A 15,239-nucleotide genomic window follows, 5' to 3' on the forward strand; every position below is an offset into this window, starting at 1 on the left:
TCCATTTACACTTCCGTCTTCATTTTCCGGAGACTTTCATGCAGGCCATTCTCTCACTCACTATCGTGCTCTCCCTCCCAAACATTTTATATGCTGGCAATGACCTCTCATTAAACCTGACTCCCACCCCATTGAACGCCATTTTCCGCAATCCAAATGATCACCTTATCTGGACGAACGACTCATTCGAATTCGGCAGACGCCTCTTGCGGGATGCAGCCACAGAACTCGAAGTCTTGATCGAAGTTGATAAGACGCATTGGTATGTCGGCGAGAACATCCTGCTTCACTGGCGGGTTGTGAATCACAGTTCTTATCCTCTGCAGACAGTCTTTGGGGACGATTACTTCGGCATCGGCCGCCCACGTCGATTTCGTATCGAGGCCGTCAATGAAAAGGGTCAGTTGGCCATCGATCCCAAAGAGCAGCTGGTGAAGTTCAATAGAATGATCCAGAGTGCCTTCGTCGCATTCCCCTCACTTCAGAACGGAGATGAGTATTGGCTTTCCATACCGTTGCTTGAGTTTCGAGCCCTTACTGCAGGAGCATGGACGATATCTGTCTATCGTGAATTTGACCGCAAAGACAGCTCTGAGATTGAACAATCAAATACGATGCCTTTATTCCCGCTGGCACCGGTCGCCACAATCGATCTTCATGTCCGGGAACCGGACGAACACGATGCTCGGCGTCTGGTCAACGAAATGAAGGATTTACCACGCCGTTCATACTCGACCTTCAGCGACCGTAGCGAGCAGTATGCTGATTTTTCAAAGCTGACGTTGCCAGTTTATTTTCCTCACGTCGTTCCTCTTGCGCGAGATGGACATTCGGGCGGCATCACCACCTTGTTAACTTTGAGAACAGATGACGCACTCGCGGTACTGATCGAAATAATCGCGCAAGGTAATTCCAAGGTTATCAAGGAAGTTCGCGAGCAGACCTTCTGGCGTCCTGACCGTCGACTTTCTCTTGACCTGAAAGTTCTCGATGAAGCTCTTCAGAATCGCTACAACTTACACCCACACGAGTTTCGATAGCCGCTTTCCCGCTCACTGCTTATCGATTGACTATCCATCTCTCGTCTCGTTCACCCGCATTTCTCTGCGGTTCTATTCAAACCCCAAAAACGGCTTCAACCGCTGCAACCCCGTGATGACTTCTTTCAGCGGATCATCCTCACTCGTCACCCAGATCGTCTTCCACACCGGCGTCGGCGCTCCTTGTAAGACGGCCGTCAGCATCAGCCATTCGACTTCCCCTTCGCCGATCGGAGCGGACTGGTAATCCCCTTCGCGCTCGCGGATGGCATCCTGCAACGTCGCATGTCCCAGGAAGGGGAGGGCGGTTCGCAGGGTCTCATTCACATCCCGCCCCGCTTTCAAGACCGAGAGGGGATCGAAATCGATCGTCACCGGTCCTGACTTGATCGAGTCAACAAATTCCAGTGTCCGATCGAGTTCCTGAAACGACGTGCTCAAGCACAACGAGACCCCGAACCGATTCCCCCACGCGGCAATATCCGTCACGATCTCAAACAGCTTCTCGTAAGGTCGCCCGTCCTTTTCAGCCGGCACCTTTCCCAATCGGCAGATCAACTGACTCGCTCTCAGCTTCCCCAGCACTTCCATCCCGCGCTTCACCGCATCGACTCGCTGGTCGATCTTATCTGGCTCAACGAGCGAATACCGTGTCGCCAGAACCCCCGCCGCGACCTTCAGCCCGCGATCCTTGATCAGCAGATTCAGCTGACGCAGTCCCGTCTCGGAGACAACGTCAAAATCAAGTTCCTTCCGCAATTCCAACTGCACGCCGCTTACCATCAGCCCCTCGGCTTTGATCGTTGCAACAATATCAAGTCCCTGGCGGACGTCGGGAGCAAGCTGGCGAGTGGCAAGAGAAAACATGGTGTTGGCTTAAGTCGAGGGTCAAGACGAAATGGCTCTGCGGAACCGTTACAAACCGTTCATTATGCACGATCGCTACGAGGGTGAGTAGTCTCGCAGTATTGGTCGATCACATTTAGAAGCCGATGTTCCAACTCCCTCGAACAACGGTCTTAAGTTCCTTCTCCCCCTGGGAGAAGGTGGCAGCGCTTCGCTGACGGATGAGGGACTCTGCGAAGTGAATTGAGCCCCCAACCCCGTCCCTTCTCCCTTGAGGGGAGAAGGTGCCCAACGGGCGGATGAGGGTGGGGCATAGGCACTAAACAGCTTCCCATGTCTCCATCAAACCACAGGGGACAATTCCCCCCAAGAAAGTTCTACGATCCTCCACCTTATGCGATTCCTCATTGCTTACCTCCTGATCCTGCTCGCTCCGATCGCGGCGTTTGCGGTCGATGTGACGGTTGTGCCGGATGGACAGGTCGTGGAAGAAGCAACCGTCGAGTACAACCCGTTCAAAGGGGCCATGCTCGTCAAATCGTATGGCTTCGAGGAAGACGACGACCAGGACTACGACCAGCAGCCCGACGAATGGCTGCGCCGCGAAGGCGACGAATTCCCCAGTTACATCAAGATGAAGATCGACTACGACCGTGCCGCGACCGGCTTGCAGTCACTTCGCATCCAGGCTAACGGCGGGATGGCCGTCTATTACTCTCCACCGATCCGCATTGATGACCTCCATTCTTACGTCTTCCAGTCTCGCGTCTTCTGTAAAGACCTGCATAACGACGCAATCATGATTTCGCTTTCATTCCTCAACGATCGTCGCGAGCGGATCCAGCGAACCTTGAGCAAACCTGTCTCCGGCAGTTCCGACGACTGGCAGACCATTCAGGTCGGGCCGATCACCCCCATGGATGGTGTCCGCTTTGCTGTCATTGGCGTCCATCTGGTTCACTCCGATAAAATGGACATCAAAGGGACGGCCTGGGTCGATGATATCTGGCTGGGCAAGCTTCCCCGCTTCTTCCTCGAAAGCAATTTCACAACTCACTTTCGACAAACAGACACCCCGATCAGCGTCAACGCTCACGTCACGGGTCTTGATTCCGGCACCCAAAACGATCACTACGTCTATCAGCTTTTTCTCAAAGCTCATGACGTCAACGGCAGGCTGATTGCCCGTCGGACTCTGCTGCTCAAGCCGAACCGCAAACTCGAGGAAGACAAAGCCGCTCTGCTTCAAAAAGCGATCGCCTGGGACATCCCCTCTCAGCCCCCCGGCTTTTATCGAGTCTCCTCGCAACTCCAGCGGGAAGGCCAGGTCATCATGCGCAAGGAGACGTCCTTCGTCGTTCTTGACCTCGTCAAGACAGCCAGCCTGCAGGGCGAGTTCGGTCTAGCCGTTCCCCATGGTGCTGACGAACTCGAAGCCGCCGACTTCGTTTCGATTATGGTTGAATCCGGGATCAACTGGATCAAGTACCCCATGTGGGATCGAGCAGACCAGCACGATTCCAACAAACAGATGTTCCTCGGTAGTGTCTTGACCGGCCTGGAAGAAAAAGGCATTAGCACCGTCGGGTTACTCAATCATCCACCCATGGAACTCCGCAACAAATTCCCGTCTGACTGGGAAGGCGTGAGTAACATCTTCACCATGCCAATCCCGTTCTGGAAGTATTCCATCGATGATGTCATGGCGAAATACTCCGGCAATGTCCGCATCTGGCAGCTCGGCGACGATACCGATAAATCCTTCATGGGACGCAGCGACATGATGGTGACCTTATCGAACATCAAAGCAGAGTTCGATCGCATCGGACGCGATACCAACATCGGCGTCTCCTGGGACTGGCAGCAACCCATCCCGACATCCGAACGAGCAAACGAGTTCTTTCTCGCCCTCAACAGTCAACAGGGACTCAATCCAGAGCAGCTCAGCGACAAACTCCAATCGACCGAAGGTCACGGCTTCGAACGCTGGGTCCACCTGACTCCCACTCCCCTCCAGTCGACTCCTCCGAAGCTGATGGAAGCTCGGGCATCGGATCTCGTCAAACGCATGATCGCAGCGAAAGTCGGTGGTGCGGAAAAGATCTTCATGACCGATATCTTCGATCCGGAAACCGGACTCCTGCGAGAAGATGGCTCTCCGACCGAACTCTTCATCCCCTGGCGAACGATCGCCCTGGCGCTGCGTGGATCTGACTATCTCGGCTCGATTCAATTTCCAAATGGCAGTATCAATTACATCTTCGCTCGGCAGGGACAGGCCACCTTGGTTATCTGGAATCCCAGCTCGACCGAGGAAGCCCCCCTCATCGAAGAAATGTACCTCGGCGAAGATGTCCAACTCACCACCATCTGGGGCCAGCGAACCAACCTTCCTCTTGTGAAACGGATCGGCCAGCGAATTCCGGTCACTGCTCATCCGCAGATCCTGACGAATGTCTCGGAGGCACTCGTCCGTTTCATGATGTCCGTCAAGTTTGAAAAAGGCCAGATCCCCAGTTCCACAGCCTATCATCAGGACGCAATCGTCGGCCGAAATACATTCTCGACAGGCACCTCAGGTGTTCTCAACTTCAAGCCTCCCAAGGAATGGGATGTCGATCCCAAAGTCTTCCGCATGGGACTGGCTCGTGGCGAAGAATTCCGGACGCCCTTCACCATCAAGCTCCCTGCTTCGACCTCTCTGGGGAAACGCCTGATCCCCATCGAATTCGAAATGGAAGACGGCCAGCTCGCCTTCACGGTTTACCGTGACTACGAAATCGGCATGGGTGACGTCGAGATCTCCGTCGAAGTGATCCCAGACGCCAACAACAATCAACTCATCGTCGAACAGACCATCTTCAACAACACGTCCCCCGCGGAGCTGCTCGACTTCCGCTGTTCCCTCGATGTTCGTGGACGCCGTCGACAATACAAAAGCGTCACCAAACTCGACGGCGGCCAGTCCATCAAGAAGACATTCATCGTCGACGACCCCGGCAGCCTGACCGACTTCACTTTCAAACTCCGAGCCGAACAGGTCGACGGCCGCCGCATGCTCAACTACACCTGGACCCCCGACCAAATTTCCACCCGCTAGTCTCCCCGTTCTCATTCCTTCTCCCCCGGGGAGCGGTTTTAAGTTCCTTCTCCCCCGGGGAGAAGGTGGCCGAGTCTTCGAGGTCGGATGAGGGATCTCTGCGAATTGACTGTCGCGTTCAATTCCACCAACTCCTTCTCACCTCACGACAAATTCCGCCTCCGCCTTCCCACCCCGTCAATCCCGCTTTGCCCGCATTCTGCCAATTCCCAGGATCACACCTCGTCAGCGAGATCAACAATTGACTCCTCGAAAAAGACGCATCAGAATTGATTGATGCACTTGATCGCGGCGGCGCCATCCGCCAAAAGGAGCTCTCTCATGATCCAGACGTCGACCACCCCGGCTTATGCAGCCCGCCAACGCAAGCTCAACGACCTGACAATGTTGGAGTACCTTCTCCTGGGCGACCTCAGCGACGTCCTCGAAGAACCCGCTTCCGACGAAAACAAAAAATGGATCCTCGCCCTCGTCGACACGCTGCTCGACACCCTCCCCGCCGAGTATCGACTGCGTGACATCCAGGGACTCTACGAGGAAGTCCTCCACGAACACCCCAGCTGGGACTCCGCCGTCCTGAAAATCCGCCAGGAACAGCGAACTCTCGTGACCGAATTGAAGTCCTTAAAAGCGTCCCTCGATTGCTGCAAGAACTTCAAAGCCTCCGCCAATTCCCTGAAACAGGAACTCATGCTCTGGATGAACCACCTCATCCAATTCAACCAACGAGAAAAACGCCTCCTCCAGGACGCCTACAACATCGAAGTCGGCGTCGGCGATTGATAATCCCGTCCCTTCTCCCCCGGGGAGAAGGTGGCTGAGTCTTCGAGGTCGGATGAGGGGACTCTGCGAATTGAACTGAGCCCATAACCCCGTCCCTTCTCCCTTGAGGGGAGAAGGTGCCCGAAGGGCGGATGAGGGTGGGGCATAGGCACTAACCAACTCCCCGTTCGCTAATCCGTACGAGGCAAACCCCTCTGGTTGCCTCAGTTGTCAGCGTCTATGCGAGCGAAGCTAACATGACAAATCCCCCCACCACTCTCCTGTTTCTCTTCCTTCACCTATCTGCTAATCTGTCCTTACAGGCTGATTGGACCTCTGCCTGACAGGAGCGGTGGTGTGGCGGTTCTTCGCGTTCAATTCTCAGGCGATGCAGACCAGTTCGTTGAACTCAACGAATATCCGTTGACTATTGGACGTCAACCAAGCTGCGAAATCGTCATCGATAAAGTCGCCGTCTCGCGCCAGCATGCCCGCATCGCTTACGAGTCTGGGCACTTCTATCTCGAAGACCTGCAAAGCCGAAACGGCACCTTCGTCAACGACCTCCCCACTCACGGTCGTATGAAGCTCAGAGACCGCGACCAGATCCGCATCTGCGACGTCAAGTTTGTGTTCTATCAGCACATGAACACCGCAGAACTCATGCACTACCTTCAATACGGCACCCCCTATTCCATCGAGAATTTAGGTGATGCCGAACAGCGCGACGGCCTCGACTCCTCATCGTCCATCATTAGCACGCTCGAAAATCTCCGCTCCGGCTCGTTCCACATCGGAAACGATCCTGAAAACGTCCTGAAAGCCATCCTCGAAATCTCTGAAGCGATCTCGAAAATTCTTGACGTCGAGCAGCTTCTTCCGAAGATTCTGAATGTCCTCTTCAAGATTTTTCCGCATGCCGACTCCGGCTTTTTCGTGATCCATGATCCGCAGACCAACCGCAATCTGATCAGAGCGAGCAAGCATCGTCTCGAGAATGACGAAGAACCGATTCCGGTCAGCCGAACGATTATCGATCGCGCGATGCAGACTCGCTCCGCGATCCTGAGTGCCGACGTGCAGGATGACTCTCGATTTCAGAGCGCAACGTCTCTCTCAGAACTGCAGGTGCGTTCGATGATCTGCGCGCCTCTCCTCTCGCAAGCCGATACCGCGACCGGCGTCGTCCAGCTGAATACTCGCGACATGAACCGCGAGTTCACGAAAAGCGATCTCGAACTCCTTGTCTGCGTCGCCAATCAAGCCGCCATGGCCCTGGATAACGCCAGGCTTCACGAAGAACTCCTCACCCAGCGAGATCTTGAACGCGATATCGATTTCGCCACCCAGATTCAACTCGGCTTCCTCCCACGAGAAAAGCCCTCAGTGCCGAATTACGAATTCGCTGACCTCTACGAAGCCGCCCTCGGCGTCGGCGGCGACTATTACGACTATATCCCGCTTCCAGATGGACGACTCGCCATCACTCAAGGCGACGTCTCCGGCAAAGGGGTTCCCGCCGCCCTCCTGATGGCTCGACTCTGCTCAGCCGTCCGTTACCAGCTTCTGGCTCAACCGACGATGTCCCTGTCGCTTCAGGCCCTCAACAACGAAATCTTTCAAAGCGGCGTCGGTTTTCGTTTCATCACCTTCGTCCTGCTCATTCTCGACCCCAGAACGCATGAACTCTCGATCGCGAGCGCCGGCCACCTCCCGCCTATCCTCCGAAAAAAATCAGGCGAGACTTCAGTCCTCGGTTCGCAAGTCACCGGCATACCACTCGGCATCATGCCTGACAGCACGTACGACCAGGCTACGATCACCCTGTCTCTCGGGGACATGGTCGTTGTCTATACCGACGGCATCACCGAAGCCATGAACACCAAAAACGAGATCTTTGGCCGCGAACGCCTGGAAGATTGCTTAGAACCCGTCACCACCGGCCCGAACGATGCGATCCGCTCCCTCATCGACGCGACCAATCTCTACAGCAGTAACCAACCCATCCGCGACGACCGCTGCCTGGTCGCCTTCCGCTACATCCCCGACCACCTCTCCCTCGACGGCTCCACCATGTTCTAAACCAGGTAGGTTTGGTTCTTCTCCGTTGGGTGAGCGGTCTTAAGTTCCTTCTGTCTTGAGGGGAGCCGCTTTAAGTCCCTTCTCCCTTGAGGGGAGAAGGTGGCGTCGCTTCGACGACGGATGAGGGTGGGCTGTAGGCACTGTTCGACGACCGTTGCGCGTAGCGAATAACAGCCTTGATCCCAGTATCTACTCAGCCAGAAAAGTCAGCCTGGAATCTTCAAAAGTCTCAACTGACTCCACCACCCGCCCCTCGAACCAGCACCGAGGGGCATCAGCAACATTACCTACTTCTGAGACCGCAGCATCTGGTGTTGAAGCCACATATCAAATGACTTCGACAAATCCTTCGAGACGTAAATATTCTCATCGCTGCCGCTTTGGATGTTCAAGGTCGTTCCCTTGAGCATCAGTCGGAGTTCGCGAGCGAAGCGGAACGGTGCCACGAGAGTTTTTGGTGGCAGAGAATCGGTTTCGATAACGCGATAATCCTGGTCCATGGTCAAATCCTTCCTGAGGGGATAGCAGCTGCTGCGACCGTGTCGCTCCGGACGGTGTCTCAAGTGGCAGTGCTCATTGATGCAGTAAATTGTGCGACGATAACCAGTTTTAGCTATCGCCTGTCGGCCGGGCTCGTCATTGCCCCGCCTGTGATCATCTCAGGAACTTTAGCAAAAATGAATGCCCGATCACATTTTTCTAAAAATAATCGCGAGCCAGCCAGCCAAAGAATCGATCAAGAAGGCTGGTCTTAATCTAACACCTGGGATGGATGGCGAGGACGGGATGGATTCGTAGAGTAAATCAGATAAAGATGTTGTGGTGATTTGCAAAGAATGCACAGATGGCATAGACGCGCGGGCACTGAACTTCGGGAAGAAATTCCACCACCATAAGAACTTGTTCTGGAAACGAAACAAAACTGTAAATGCCCGTGAATCCCGCGTCCCATTCCTTGAACAAACGGAATACGTCCAATCCGACGACCGTTCCCCATTCGCCAGAATCTTGCGCAATCGAATTGGTCTTTCACCAGTCGAGACGGCCCGATATTCTTCCGACTGGGTGCGTGCGCGAGCAGGGATATCTCGCACCGCATCTCCCGTGAAAGACGTGTATTCGATGAAGATGGACCTTCTTATGAACCGTGCAAATTGGTTGAGCCTGTTTGTCGCAGCCTGCCTGTTGGCTGGATGCAACAGTGAATCGGCAAGTAACAAAGCTGACGACGGCATTCTCGGTCTGGCAGACCCCCTGTCCGCGCGCGATGCAGACCCCAAGCTCCAAAACAGCAAACCAGCCGATTTGAGCCTCAAACTCAAGCCCGGCATGCGCATCCCGCTCAAAAAGACGATTCACCAGGAATTGTCACAATCGTCCATCAAGGGCGTCAAAAAAAGCACCTCTTCTCTTGAGCTCATGATGGCGATCACCGTCGATGAGATCCGTGAAAATGACAAGAAATTCGACGTCCAATACAGCCATGTCAAATACTCCCAAAACCTCGATAACAAATCCCTCAGCTACGACTCCGCGATTCCCAATTCTCCCGTTCCGACAGCCGCTCTCCCGTACCAGGGCATGATCAACAATGGCTTTGAATTCTGGGTCGGCCAGGACAATCAGATCAAAGAAATCCTCGGCTACCAGCAGTTTCTCGACAAATGCTTAGCAAAAATCCCTGAGGCACAAAAGCAACAACTGATGATGCAGATCGCTGCCTCCTCGCAACACGACGGCCTGGCCAACTTCATCGACGACACCATCGGCCTGCTTCCCTACGACGAAAAAGCAGAGAAAAATGGCACGGTCGTCAACGTCGGCTTCACCTGGACACGAAGACGCTACCTCAATCAACCCCTGCCGATCACCGTCGAACAGACCTACACCATCAAAGAGATCAACGACAAAGTCGCCCTCCTGGACATGACAGGAGCCGTCCTCCCCACCACCAGTCTGTCGAAAGAAACCTACGACGGCCTCAACGTCCAGATCCGCGGCGGTAACAGTTACGGCCAATGCACCATCGACCTCGCCACCGGCCTCCCCACGCAGTCCCAGGTCGACCAGTATATTGACATGCTCGTCGCCCTCGACGGCGGCATCACCTTCGAGCAACGCAAACACATCCTGACGACCGTCAACGCTTACCCACCTCAGGCAGACCAGGCGATTCAACAAGTCGGGCATGAGCTGAGCCGATAACCGCGGCTCCGCTCAGGCAAACTTTGTTTGCGTCTAATTCTTCTCCATCACGACCCGTAGCCCATGCCCCGGCCCGCGAAAATGCGGCGGGATATCATCTCGAAAACTTGCCGATGCGGGTGTAAACGCATACCCGCCTCCACGTAACACGCGCACATCATCCGGCGAAATCTCCGGCCCGGGCGGATCAACTGCTGGTGAAACCGAGTAATAATCGTCGGTATGCCAGTCGCTGCACCATTCGAGCACGTTCCCCTGAATATCATGCAGGCCCCAGGCATTCGGCGGATAAGAGCCGACAGGTTGCGTACGACCGACATAGCCTTTGAAATTCACCAGTTTCGGGTCAGCCATTGCCCCAAACGCAAATCGGGTCACCGTCCCTGCCCGACAGGCATATTCCCATTCTGCTTCCGTGGGCAATCGATAGGTTCTCCCCGCGGCTTTCTCTTCGGGCAAATTCGATAACTTCTCACAGTACTGAGTCGCTTCAAACCAGTTGACCATCTCGACGGGGAAGTTGTCCGTCACCCATCCCGAGACGTCATTGGCTCCTCGACCGGCTGCTGAGAAGTAACTCGGGTTGTCTCCGATAACGTCTGCGTATTGACGTTGCGTGACCTCAAATCTCCCGAAATAAAAAGCCTTCGAAATCGTCACCTCATGCTGAGGGTTCTCATTCTCGTTTGCCAGTTCATCACCAGGAATCGCCCCCATCAGGAACTTCCCGGACGGAATCTCGACAAACTCCATCCCAATCGAATTCGTCACAACCGGCACTTTTGAAACCGGTAATCCCGGTTGTCGCGGCCCACAGCCTGAAAACATCACGATCCACAGGAAGAAGACAATTTGACGAATCAAGAATGCGCAACAACTTCTTGATTTTATTGCCCCGATACTCAACGCACAAAAATGACTGATCCTCGCAACAGAACTCACGCTGATTTTAAACTCCTGACACTAAAGATTTCATCGGCATGACGTTCTCGAACACTTTCCGCATCGAGTGTGCAGACACCGATGGTCCGTCCGCCACCGTCAAGGAATTCAACTTCAAATCCTGATGAATCTGCATAAACATGCACAACGGTTCCCACATCTCCGATCTGCAAACTGAGATCAGGAAGAGCCCTTGTTAACACAACGACGTCATGTTCATGAATCATTACTCAATTCCTCCGGATAGGCCGTTACGAGTCGCATGCTGAGTGGATGTGTGCTGATCCAGATCGTCCGAATACCAACCGTCCGACCACTCGGCGTAGAAAGTACACCGGAAATTATAAACTTGATTCCATAAGTTGTACTCTCTGTCGTCAATGACGATGTGCATCTAAGAGAATCAATCAAAGACGTTCGAAGCTCTTCCCAGGCCTCTCTACGAAAACCGAGAGAAATGAACCACGCAGCTTTCGGACCGCCATCAGGATGAGTCCGATTGAGTAAGTACCCACAAATTTTTGACTCTTCAACGACCGGATGAGGTAAATCGCGCACACTCAATGCCTCGCTTCGGCCATCGGGAACAGGTGACTGCTCCCGATGGTTGTGATGGACGGCTGTTACTTCGTCACATAATCAAACACGAGAACATCTTTGAGAATCCCCTTCAACGATCCGCCAAACTCCTTGTGAGCCGGATGCGGCAGGTATTTCTCCAAACCTGCTTTGTCATCAAACGTCACCAGAAAGCCATGCGTAAAGCCTTTGTCATGACCTTCCGGGCTGATGTTGGTCCCCATCTCAAAGCCCTTGATCGTATCAATCTTGCCAGGCAAAGCCGCGAAGGCATCGACAACTCCCTGAATCTGTTCAGGCTTGGCAGACTCCTCAAACTTGAAGATGACAAAGTGACGATACACAGGCTTTTTCTCCTCAAGGATGTTAGCGATCAACGATGTCGACGAGCTGTTCATCGAAACAACGGCTCCGACCGAAATAGCCAAAACAGCCAGCCCCAGTGATGTTTTCCAGTTCATGATGCGCTCCAGTGTTCGTCTGAAAATTAGATGTCGATGAATAGCCACAGAGTTCACAGAGGGCTCAGAGGCATGGTGTGGCGAAACCCGGAGAGTTCGATTGACTTTCAACTCTTCTCTTGACTCTCTGTGGGCTCTGTGATCTCTGTGGCTAAATTCTCTTTACGATGATCACTTTGATCAAATCCCAGCATAACAGAACTTTTCCCCTCGCGTACAAATTCAACCTCCCCATCGCTCCAAAATCCGACTCGTAGCGTCTAAAATTTCCGCTTGTTTCCTGTTCCCATTCATGTTCCGAAAGTCGAGACCTGGACCCGTGGCCTACATCAACGACAACTATCAGAAACTCAAAGCCGGTTACCTCTTTCCTGAGATCGCTCGTCGCGTTCGAGAATTCTCAGCCGCGACCCCCTCAGCCAAGATCATCCGTCTGGGGATCGGCGACGTCACCGAGCCTCTGCCTGCCGCCTGCGTCAAGGCGATGCACGCCGCTCTCGATGAGATGTCCAGCCGGGAAACGTTCAAAGGCTACGGCCCTGAACAAGGCTACGACTTCCTGCGCGACGCCATCGCGACCAACGATTTCAAACAACGCGGCATCGACATCTCCGCCGACGAGATCTTCGTCTCCGATGGGAGCAAATGCGACACCGGCAACATCCTCGATATCTTCGGGATGAAGAACAAGGTCGCCGTTCTCGACCCGGTTTACCCGGTCTATGTCGATACTAACGTCATGGTCGGCCGCACTGGAGCCGCCGATGCTCAAGGCCGTTACGATGGCTTGGTTTACCTCCCCGTCACCGCAGAAAACGACTTCACTCCCGAGCTTCCTCAAGAGAAGGTCGACCTCATCTATCTGTGCTACCCGAACAACCCGACCGGGATGGTCGCCTCACGCGAGATGCTCAAGAAGTGGGTCGATTACGCCAAGGCCAACAACGCGATCATCTTCTACGACGCCGCCTACGAAGCCTACATCACCGAGCCAAACGTCCCACGCAGCATCTTCGAAATCGAAGGAGCCAAAGACGTCGCGATCGAATTCCGCAGCTTCAGCAAGACCGCAGGCTTCACCGGAACCCGCTGTGCCTTCACCGTCATCCCCAAAAACCTGACCGCCAAGAACGACAAAGGCGAAGACGTTTCCCTCCACGCCCTGTGGAACCGACGTCACTCGACCAAGTTCAACGGCGTCCCGTACATCATTCAACGTGGCGCCGAAGCCGTCTATTCACCAGAAGGCCAGCAGCAAGTCCAGGAACTGATCCGCTTCTACCTGATCAACGCCCAACTACTGCGTGAAGGCCTGGAAAAAGTCGGCATCCGCGTCTACGGCGGCGTCAACGCCCCCTACATCTGGCTGAAAACCCCCGGCAACACCACCAGCTGGGACTTCTTCGACCAACTCCTCCACAAAGCCCACCTCGTCGGCACCCCCGGCTCCGGCTTCGGCGCCGCCGGCGAAGGCTACTTCCGTTTAAGCGCCTTCAACTCCCGGGCGAATATCGAAGAAGCCGTGAAGCGGTTTCAAGCGGTGGTGGGTGGTTAATGACATGAGGGTCTGAGCATGCAACCAGAATTTCAGGCCCTCTTTTTTGACTGGGGTGAAAACGTCGCACGGCCGCTTCAATATGCCGTGCGTCACGACTCCAACCTCCGCCACGACATCGCGTTTCTCAGCAGCCTTCTTCATGATGCCGAGATACTCAAGGTGACTCATGAAGCGGAAAAAGTCGTTTGCGACCTCCTGCGAGATACTTGGGAACTCTATCGTAAGAATCAAGACGTTCGATCTTTCCATTGCACACTCTTAATTAGCCCTTTCGCTAATGAAATCCAACTGCTGCCTGGTCAGACGATTGAGCATCTTTCATCATTTCGCAGCAGTATCGAGCCTGAGCTCGTTTTCATTCGATTTCATTTTTCGAATGGTGATGACTGCGATGTGAGGCTTCCTGAGTTCGAATTTGAAATAAAGCTGCTTGACCTTCAATCTGCATAAGCGCCCATCAAGGTAATTCGAGACTACCTAGACTCCATACAAGTACTGCAAGCCGGGGTCGTTTCGAATATTACGTTAATTTCGGATATTGCCTTTGGGCATTGTAGCCGATATCGTTTTCCTGAGGAGATCGACGATGGCTACTTCCGCATCATTCACCAACATCAGCGATATCGTGACAGCAACGCCGGATGAAGCAATCCTGGCGCGGGATAGCAGTCAGCAACTTTCTCGCTGTCTCGATGCTAACCTTTCCGAGCCAGCACGCATACGGATTAAAGCCAAAGGCGCGTCCGAAGAGTTCGTCTCCATCCCGGCATCCGCACTTCGCGCATTGCAAGAAATTCTGCGCCACATGGCCAACGGCGATGCCATTGGCCTGGTCCCTGTCCATGCAGAGTTAACGACACAACAGGCAGCTGACTTTTTGAATGTCTCTCGACCATTTCTGGTCAGTCAGATGGAACAGGGAACGATCCCTTTTCGAAAAGTAGGTACTCATCGTCGTGTTCTATTCTCCGATCTTTTGGAGTACAAAAACTCCATGAACCGGAACCGGCTGAAAGCACTCGACGAACTTTCCGCCATCGATCAGCAGCTTGGTTTTGGCTTCGAAGACAAATGAATCAGTTGACGGTCATCTACGATGCCTGCGTGCTTTACCCGTCACCGCTTCGCAGTTTTCTCATGTACCTTGCGATGACAGATTTGTTTCGAGCACGCTGGAGCAATGACATCCATGAAGAATGGATGCGAGGCGTTCAGCGAGATCGTCCTGATTTCACACGTCAGCAAGCCGAGCGAATCCGTGACCTGATGAATGCGCACGTTCTTGACTGTCTGGTCAGTGGATATGAGACATTGATCCCATCAATGGAATTGCCTGACCCAGATGATCGTCATGTGCTTGCCGCTGCGATACATGCTGGTGCAGACGTCATCATCACGTTTAACCTGAAAGACTTTCCCAAACAGACTCTCGGTCCACTCGGGATCGTCGCTGAGCATCCAGATCACTTTCTCACTCAACAACTGGAGGCTGCCCCCGAGATCGTCTGTACGGCCGCAAAGCGTCATCGCGAAAGCTTAAAGAACCCGCCGATGGATTCCGTTCGTTATCTCGAAGTGCTGCAAAAACAGCAATTGTCTCAATTTGTGATGAAGCTCAGAGAGTATTCCGAGATCATTTGAAACAGGGTAAGCGTGTGCCGCGA

Annotated in this window: 15 protein-coding genes; 9 read left to right on the forward strand and 6 right to left on the reverse strand. The window is 53.8% G+C overall.

What is annotated here, in order from left to right:
* Positions 1-38 precede the first annotated feature (38 nt).
* Positions 39-1,040 (forward strand): hypothetical protein, encoded by a 1,002-nt coding sequence (locus SH248x_RS20240; protein WP_459556141.1) that lies wholly within the window; start codon positions 39-41, stop codon positions 1,038-1,040.
* Positions 1,041-1,112: 72 nt separating this feature from the next.
* On the opposite strand, the gene SH248x_RS20245 is transcribed toward SH248x_RS20240, so the two are convergent.
* Positions 1,113-1,907, reverse strand: a complete 795-nt coding sequence (locus tag SH248x_RS20245) for a sugar phosphate isomerase/epimerase family protein (protein WP_459556142.1) — start codon at positions 1,905-1,907, stop codon at positions 1,113-1,115.
* 373 nt (positions 1,908-2,280) lie between these two features.
* Between SH248x_RS20245 and SH248x_RS20250 the strand changes: the two genes are divergently transcribed.
* From SH248x_RS20250 to SH248x_RS20260, 3 genes are all read left to right on the forward strand, one after another.
* On the forward strand, positions 2,281-4,986 hold the full coding sequence (locus tag SH248x_RS20250; protein WP_459556143.1) for a hypothetical protein: 2,706 nt from the start codon (positions 2,281-2,283) through the stop codon (positions 4,984-4,986).
* 321 nt (positions 4,987-5,307) lie between these two features.
* Complete coding sequence (locus tag SH248x_RS20255) at positions 5,308-5,769, forward strand: hypothetical protein (protein WP_459556144.1); 462 nt, start codon at positions 5,308-5,310, stop codon at positions 5,767-5,769.
* A 336-nt stretch (positions 5,770-6,105) separates the two neighbouring features.
* Complete coding sequence (locus SH248x_RS20260) at positions 6,106-7,830, forward strand: SpoIIE family protein phosphatase (RefSeq protein ID WP_459556145.1); 1,725 nt, start codon at positions 6,106-6,108, stop codon at positions 7,828-7,830.
* A gap of 287 nt (positions 7,831-8,117) precedes the next feature.
* Here SH248x_RS20260 and SH248x_RS20265 read toward each other — a convergent pair whose 3' ends face one another.
* On the reverse strand, positions 8,118-8,330 hold the full coding sequence (locus SH248x_RS20265; RefSeq protein ID WP_459556146.1) for a hypothetical protein: 213 nt from the start codon (positions 8,328-8,330) through the stop codon (positions 8,118-8,120).
* Between the two features lie 640 nt (positions 8,331-8,970).
* On the opposite strand from SH248x_RS20265, the gene SH248x_RS20270 reads away from it, so the two are divergent.
* Positions 8,971-10,035 carry a DUF6263 family protein gene (locus tag SH248x_RS20270; RefSeq protein WP_459556147.1) on the forward strand — a complete coding sequence of 355 codons (1,065 nt, stop codon included), beginning with the start codon at positions 8,971-8,973 and terminating at the stop codon, positions 10,033-10,035.
* 33 nt (positions 10,036-10,068) lie between these two features.
* On the opposite strand, the gene SH248x_RS20275 is transcribed toward SH248x_RS20270, so the two are convergent.
* The 4 genes from SH248x_RS20275 to SH248x_RS20290 form a co-directional block, all read right to left on the reverse strand.
* Positions 10,069-10,899, reverse strand: coding sequence for a formylglycine-generating enzyme family protein (locus SH248x_RS20275; protein ID WP_459556148.1), 831 nt, complete (start codon positions 10,897-10,899; stop codon positions 10,069-10,071).
* Between the two features lie 74 nt (positions 10,900-10,973).
* Positions 10,974-11,204 (reverse strand): DUF4926 domain-containing protein, encoded by a 231-nt coding sequence (locus tag SH248x_RS20280; protein ID WP_459556149.1) that lies wholly within the window; start codon positions 11,202-11,204, stop codon positions 10,974-10,976.
* Positions 11,194-11,535 carry a DUF6883 domain-containing protein gene (locus SH248x_RS20285; protein ID WP_459556150.1) on the reverse strand — a complete coding sequence of 114 codons (342 nt, stop codon included), beginning with the start codon at positions 11,533-11,535 and terminating at the stop codon, positions 11,194-11,196. Before SH248x_RS20285 ends, SH248x_RS20280 begins: the two co-directional genes overlap by 11 nt.
* Before the next feature lie 65 nt (positions 11,536-11,600).
* Complete coding sequence (locus SH248x_RS20290; protein ID WP_459556151.1) at positions 11,601-12,017, reverse strand: Dabb family protein; 417 nt, start codon at positions 12,015-12,017, stop codon at positions 11,601-11,603.
* A 319-nt stretch (positions 12,018-12,336) separates the two neighbouring features.
* Here SH248x_RS20290 and SH248x_RS20295 point away from each other — a divergent pair, with 319 nt between their 5' ends.
* The 4 genes from SH248x_RS20295 to SH248x_RS20310 all read left to right on the forward strand — a co-directional run bounded on the left by SH248x_RS20295 (position 12,337) and on the right by SH248x_RS20310 (position 15,216).
* Entirely contained in the window at positions 12,337-13,572 is a 1,236-nt protein-coding gene (locus SH248x_RS20295; protein WP_459556152.1) for an LL-diaminopimelate aminotransferase, read from the forward strand.
* Between the two features lie 18 nt (positions 13,573-13,590).
* Positions 13,591-14,025 carry a hypothetical protein gene (locus SH248x_RS20300; protein ID WP_459556153.1) on the forward strand — a complete coding sequence of 145 codons (435 nt, stop codon included), beginning with the start codon at positions 13,591-13,593 and terminating at the stop codon, positions 14,023-14,025.
* Between the two features lie 94 nt (positions 14,026-14,119).
* On the forward strand, positions 14,120-14,650 hold the full coding sequence (locus tag SH248x_RS20305) for a MerR family transcriptional regulator (protein ID WP_459556154.1): 531 nt from the start codon (positions 14,120-14,122) through the stop codon (positions 14,648-14,650).
* Positions 14,647-15,216: a PIN domain-containing protein gene (locus SH248x_RS20310; RefSeq protein WP_459556155.1), complete on the forward strand. Its 570-nt coding sequence runs from the start codon at positions 14,647-14,649 to the stop codon at positions 15,214-15,216. Before SH248x_RS20305 ends, SH248x_RS20310 begins: the two co-directional genes overlap by 4 nt.
* Positions 15,217-15,239 lie beyond the last annotated feature (23 nt).

Origin of the sequence: Lacunimicrobium album (genome assembly GCF_052161635.1) — a bacterium.
In the GTDB taxonomy this organism is placed as follows: domain Bacteria; phylum Planctomycetota; class Planctomycetia; order Planctomycetales; family Planctomycetaceae; genus SXPC01.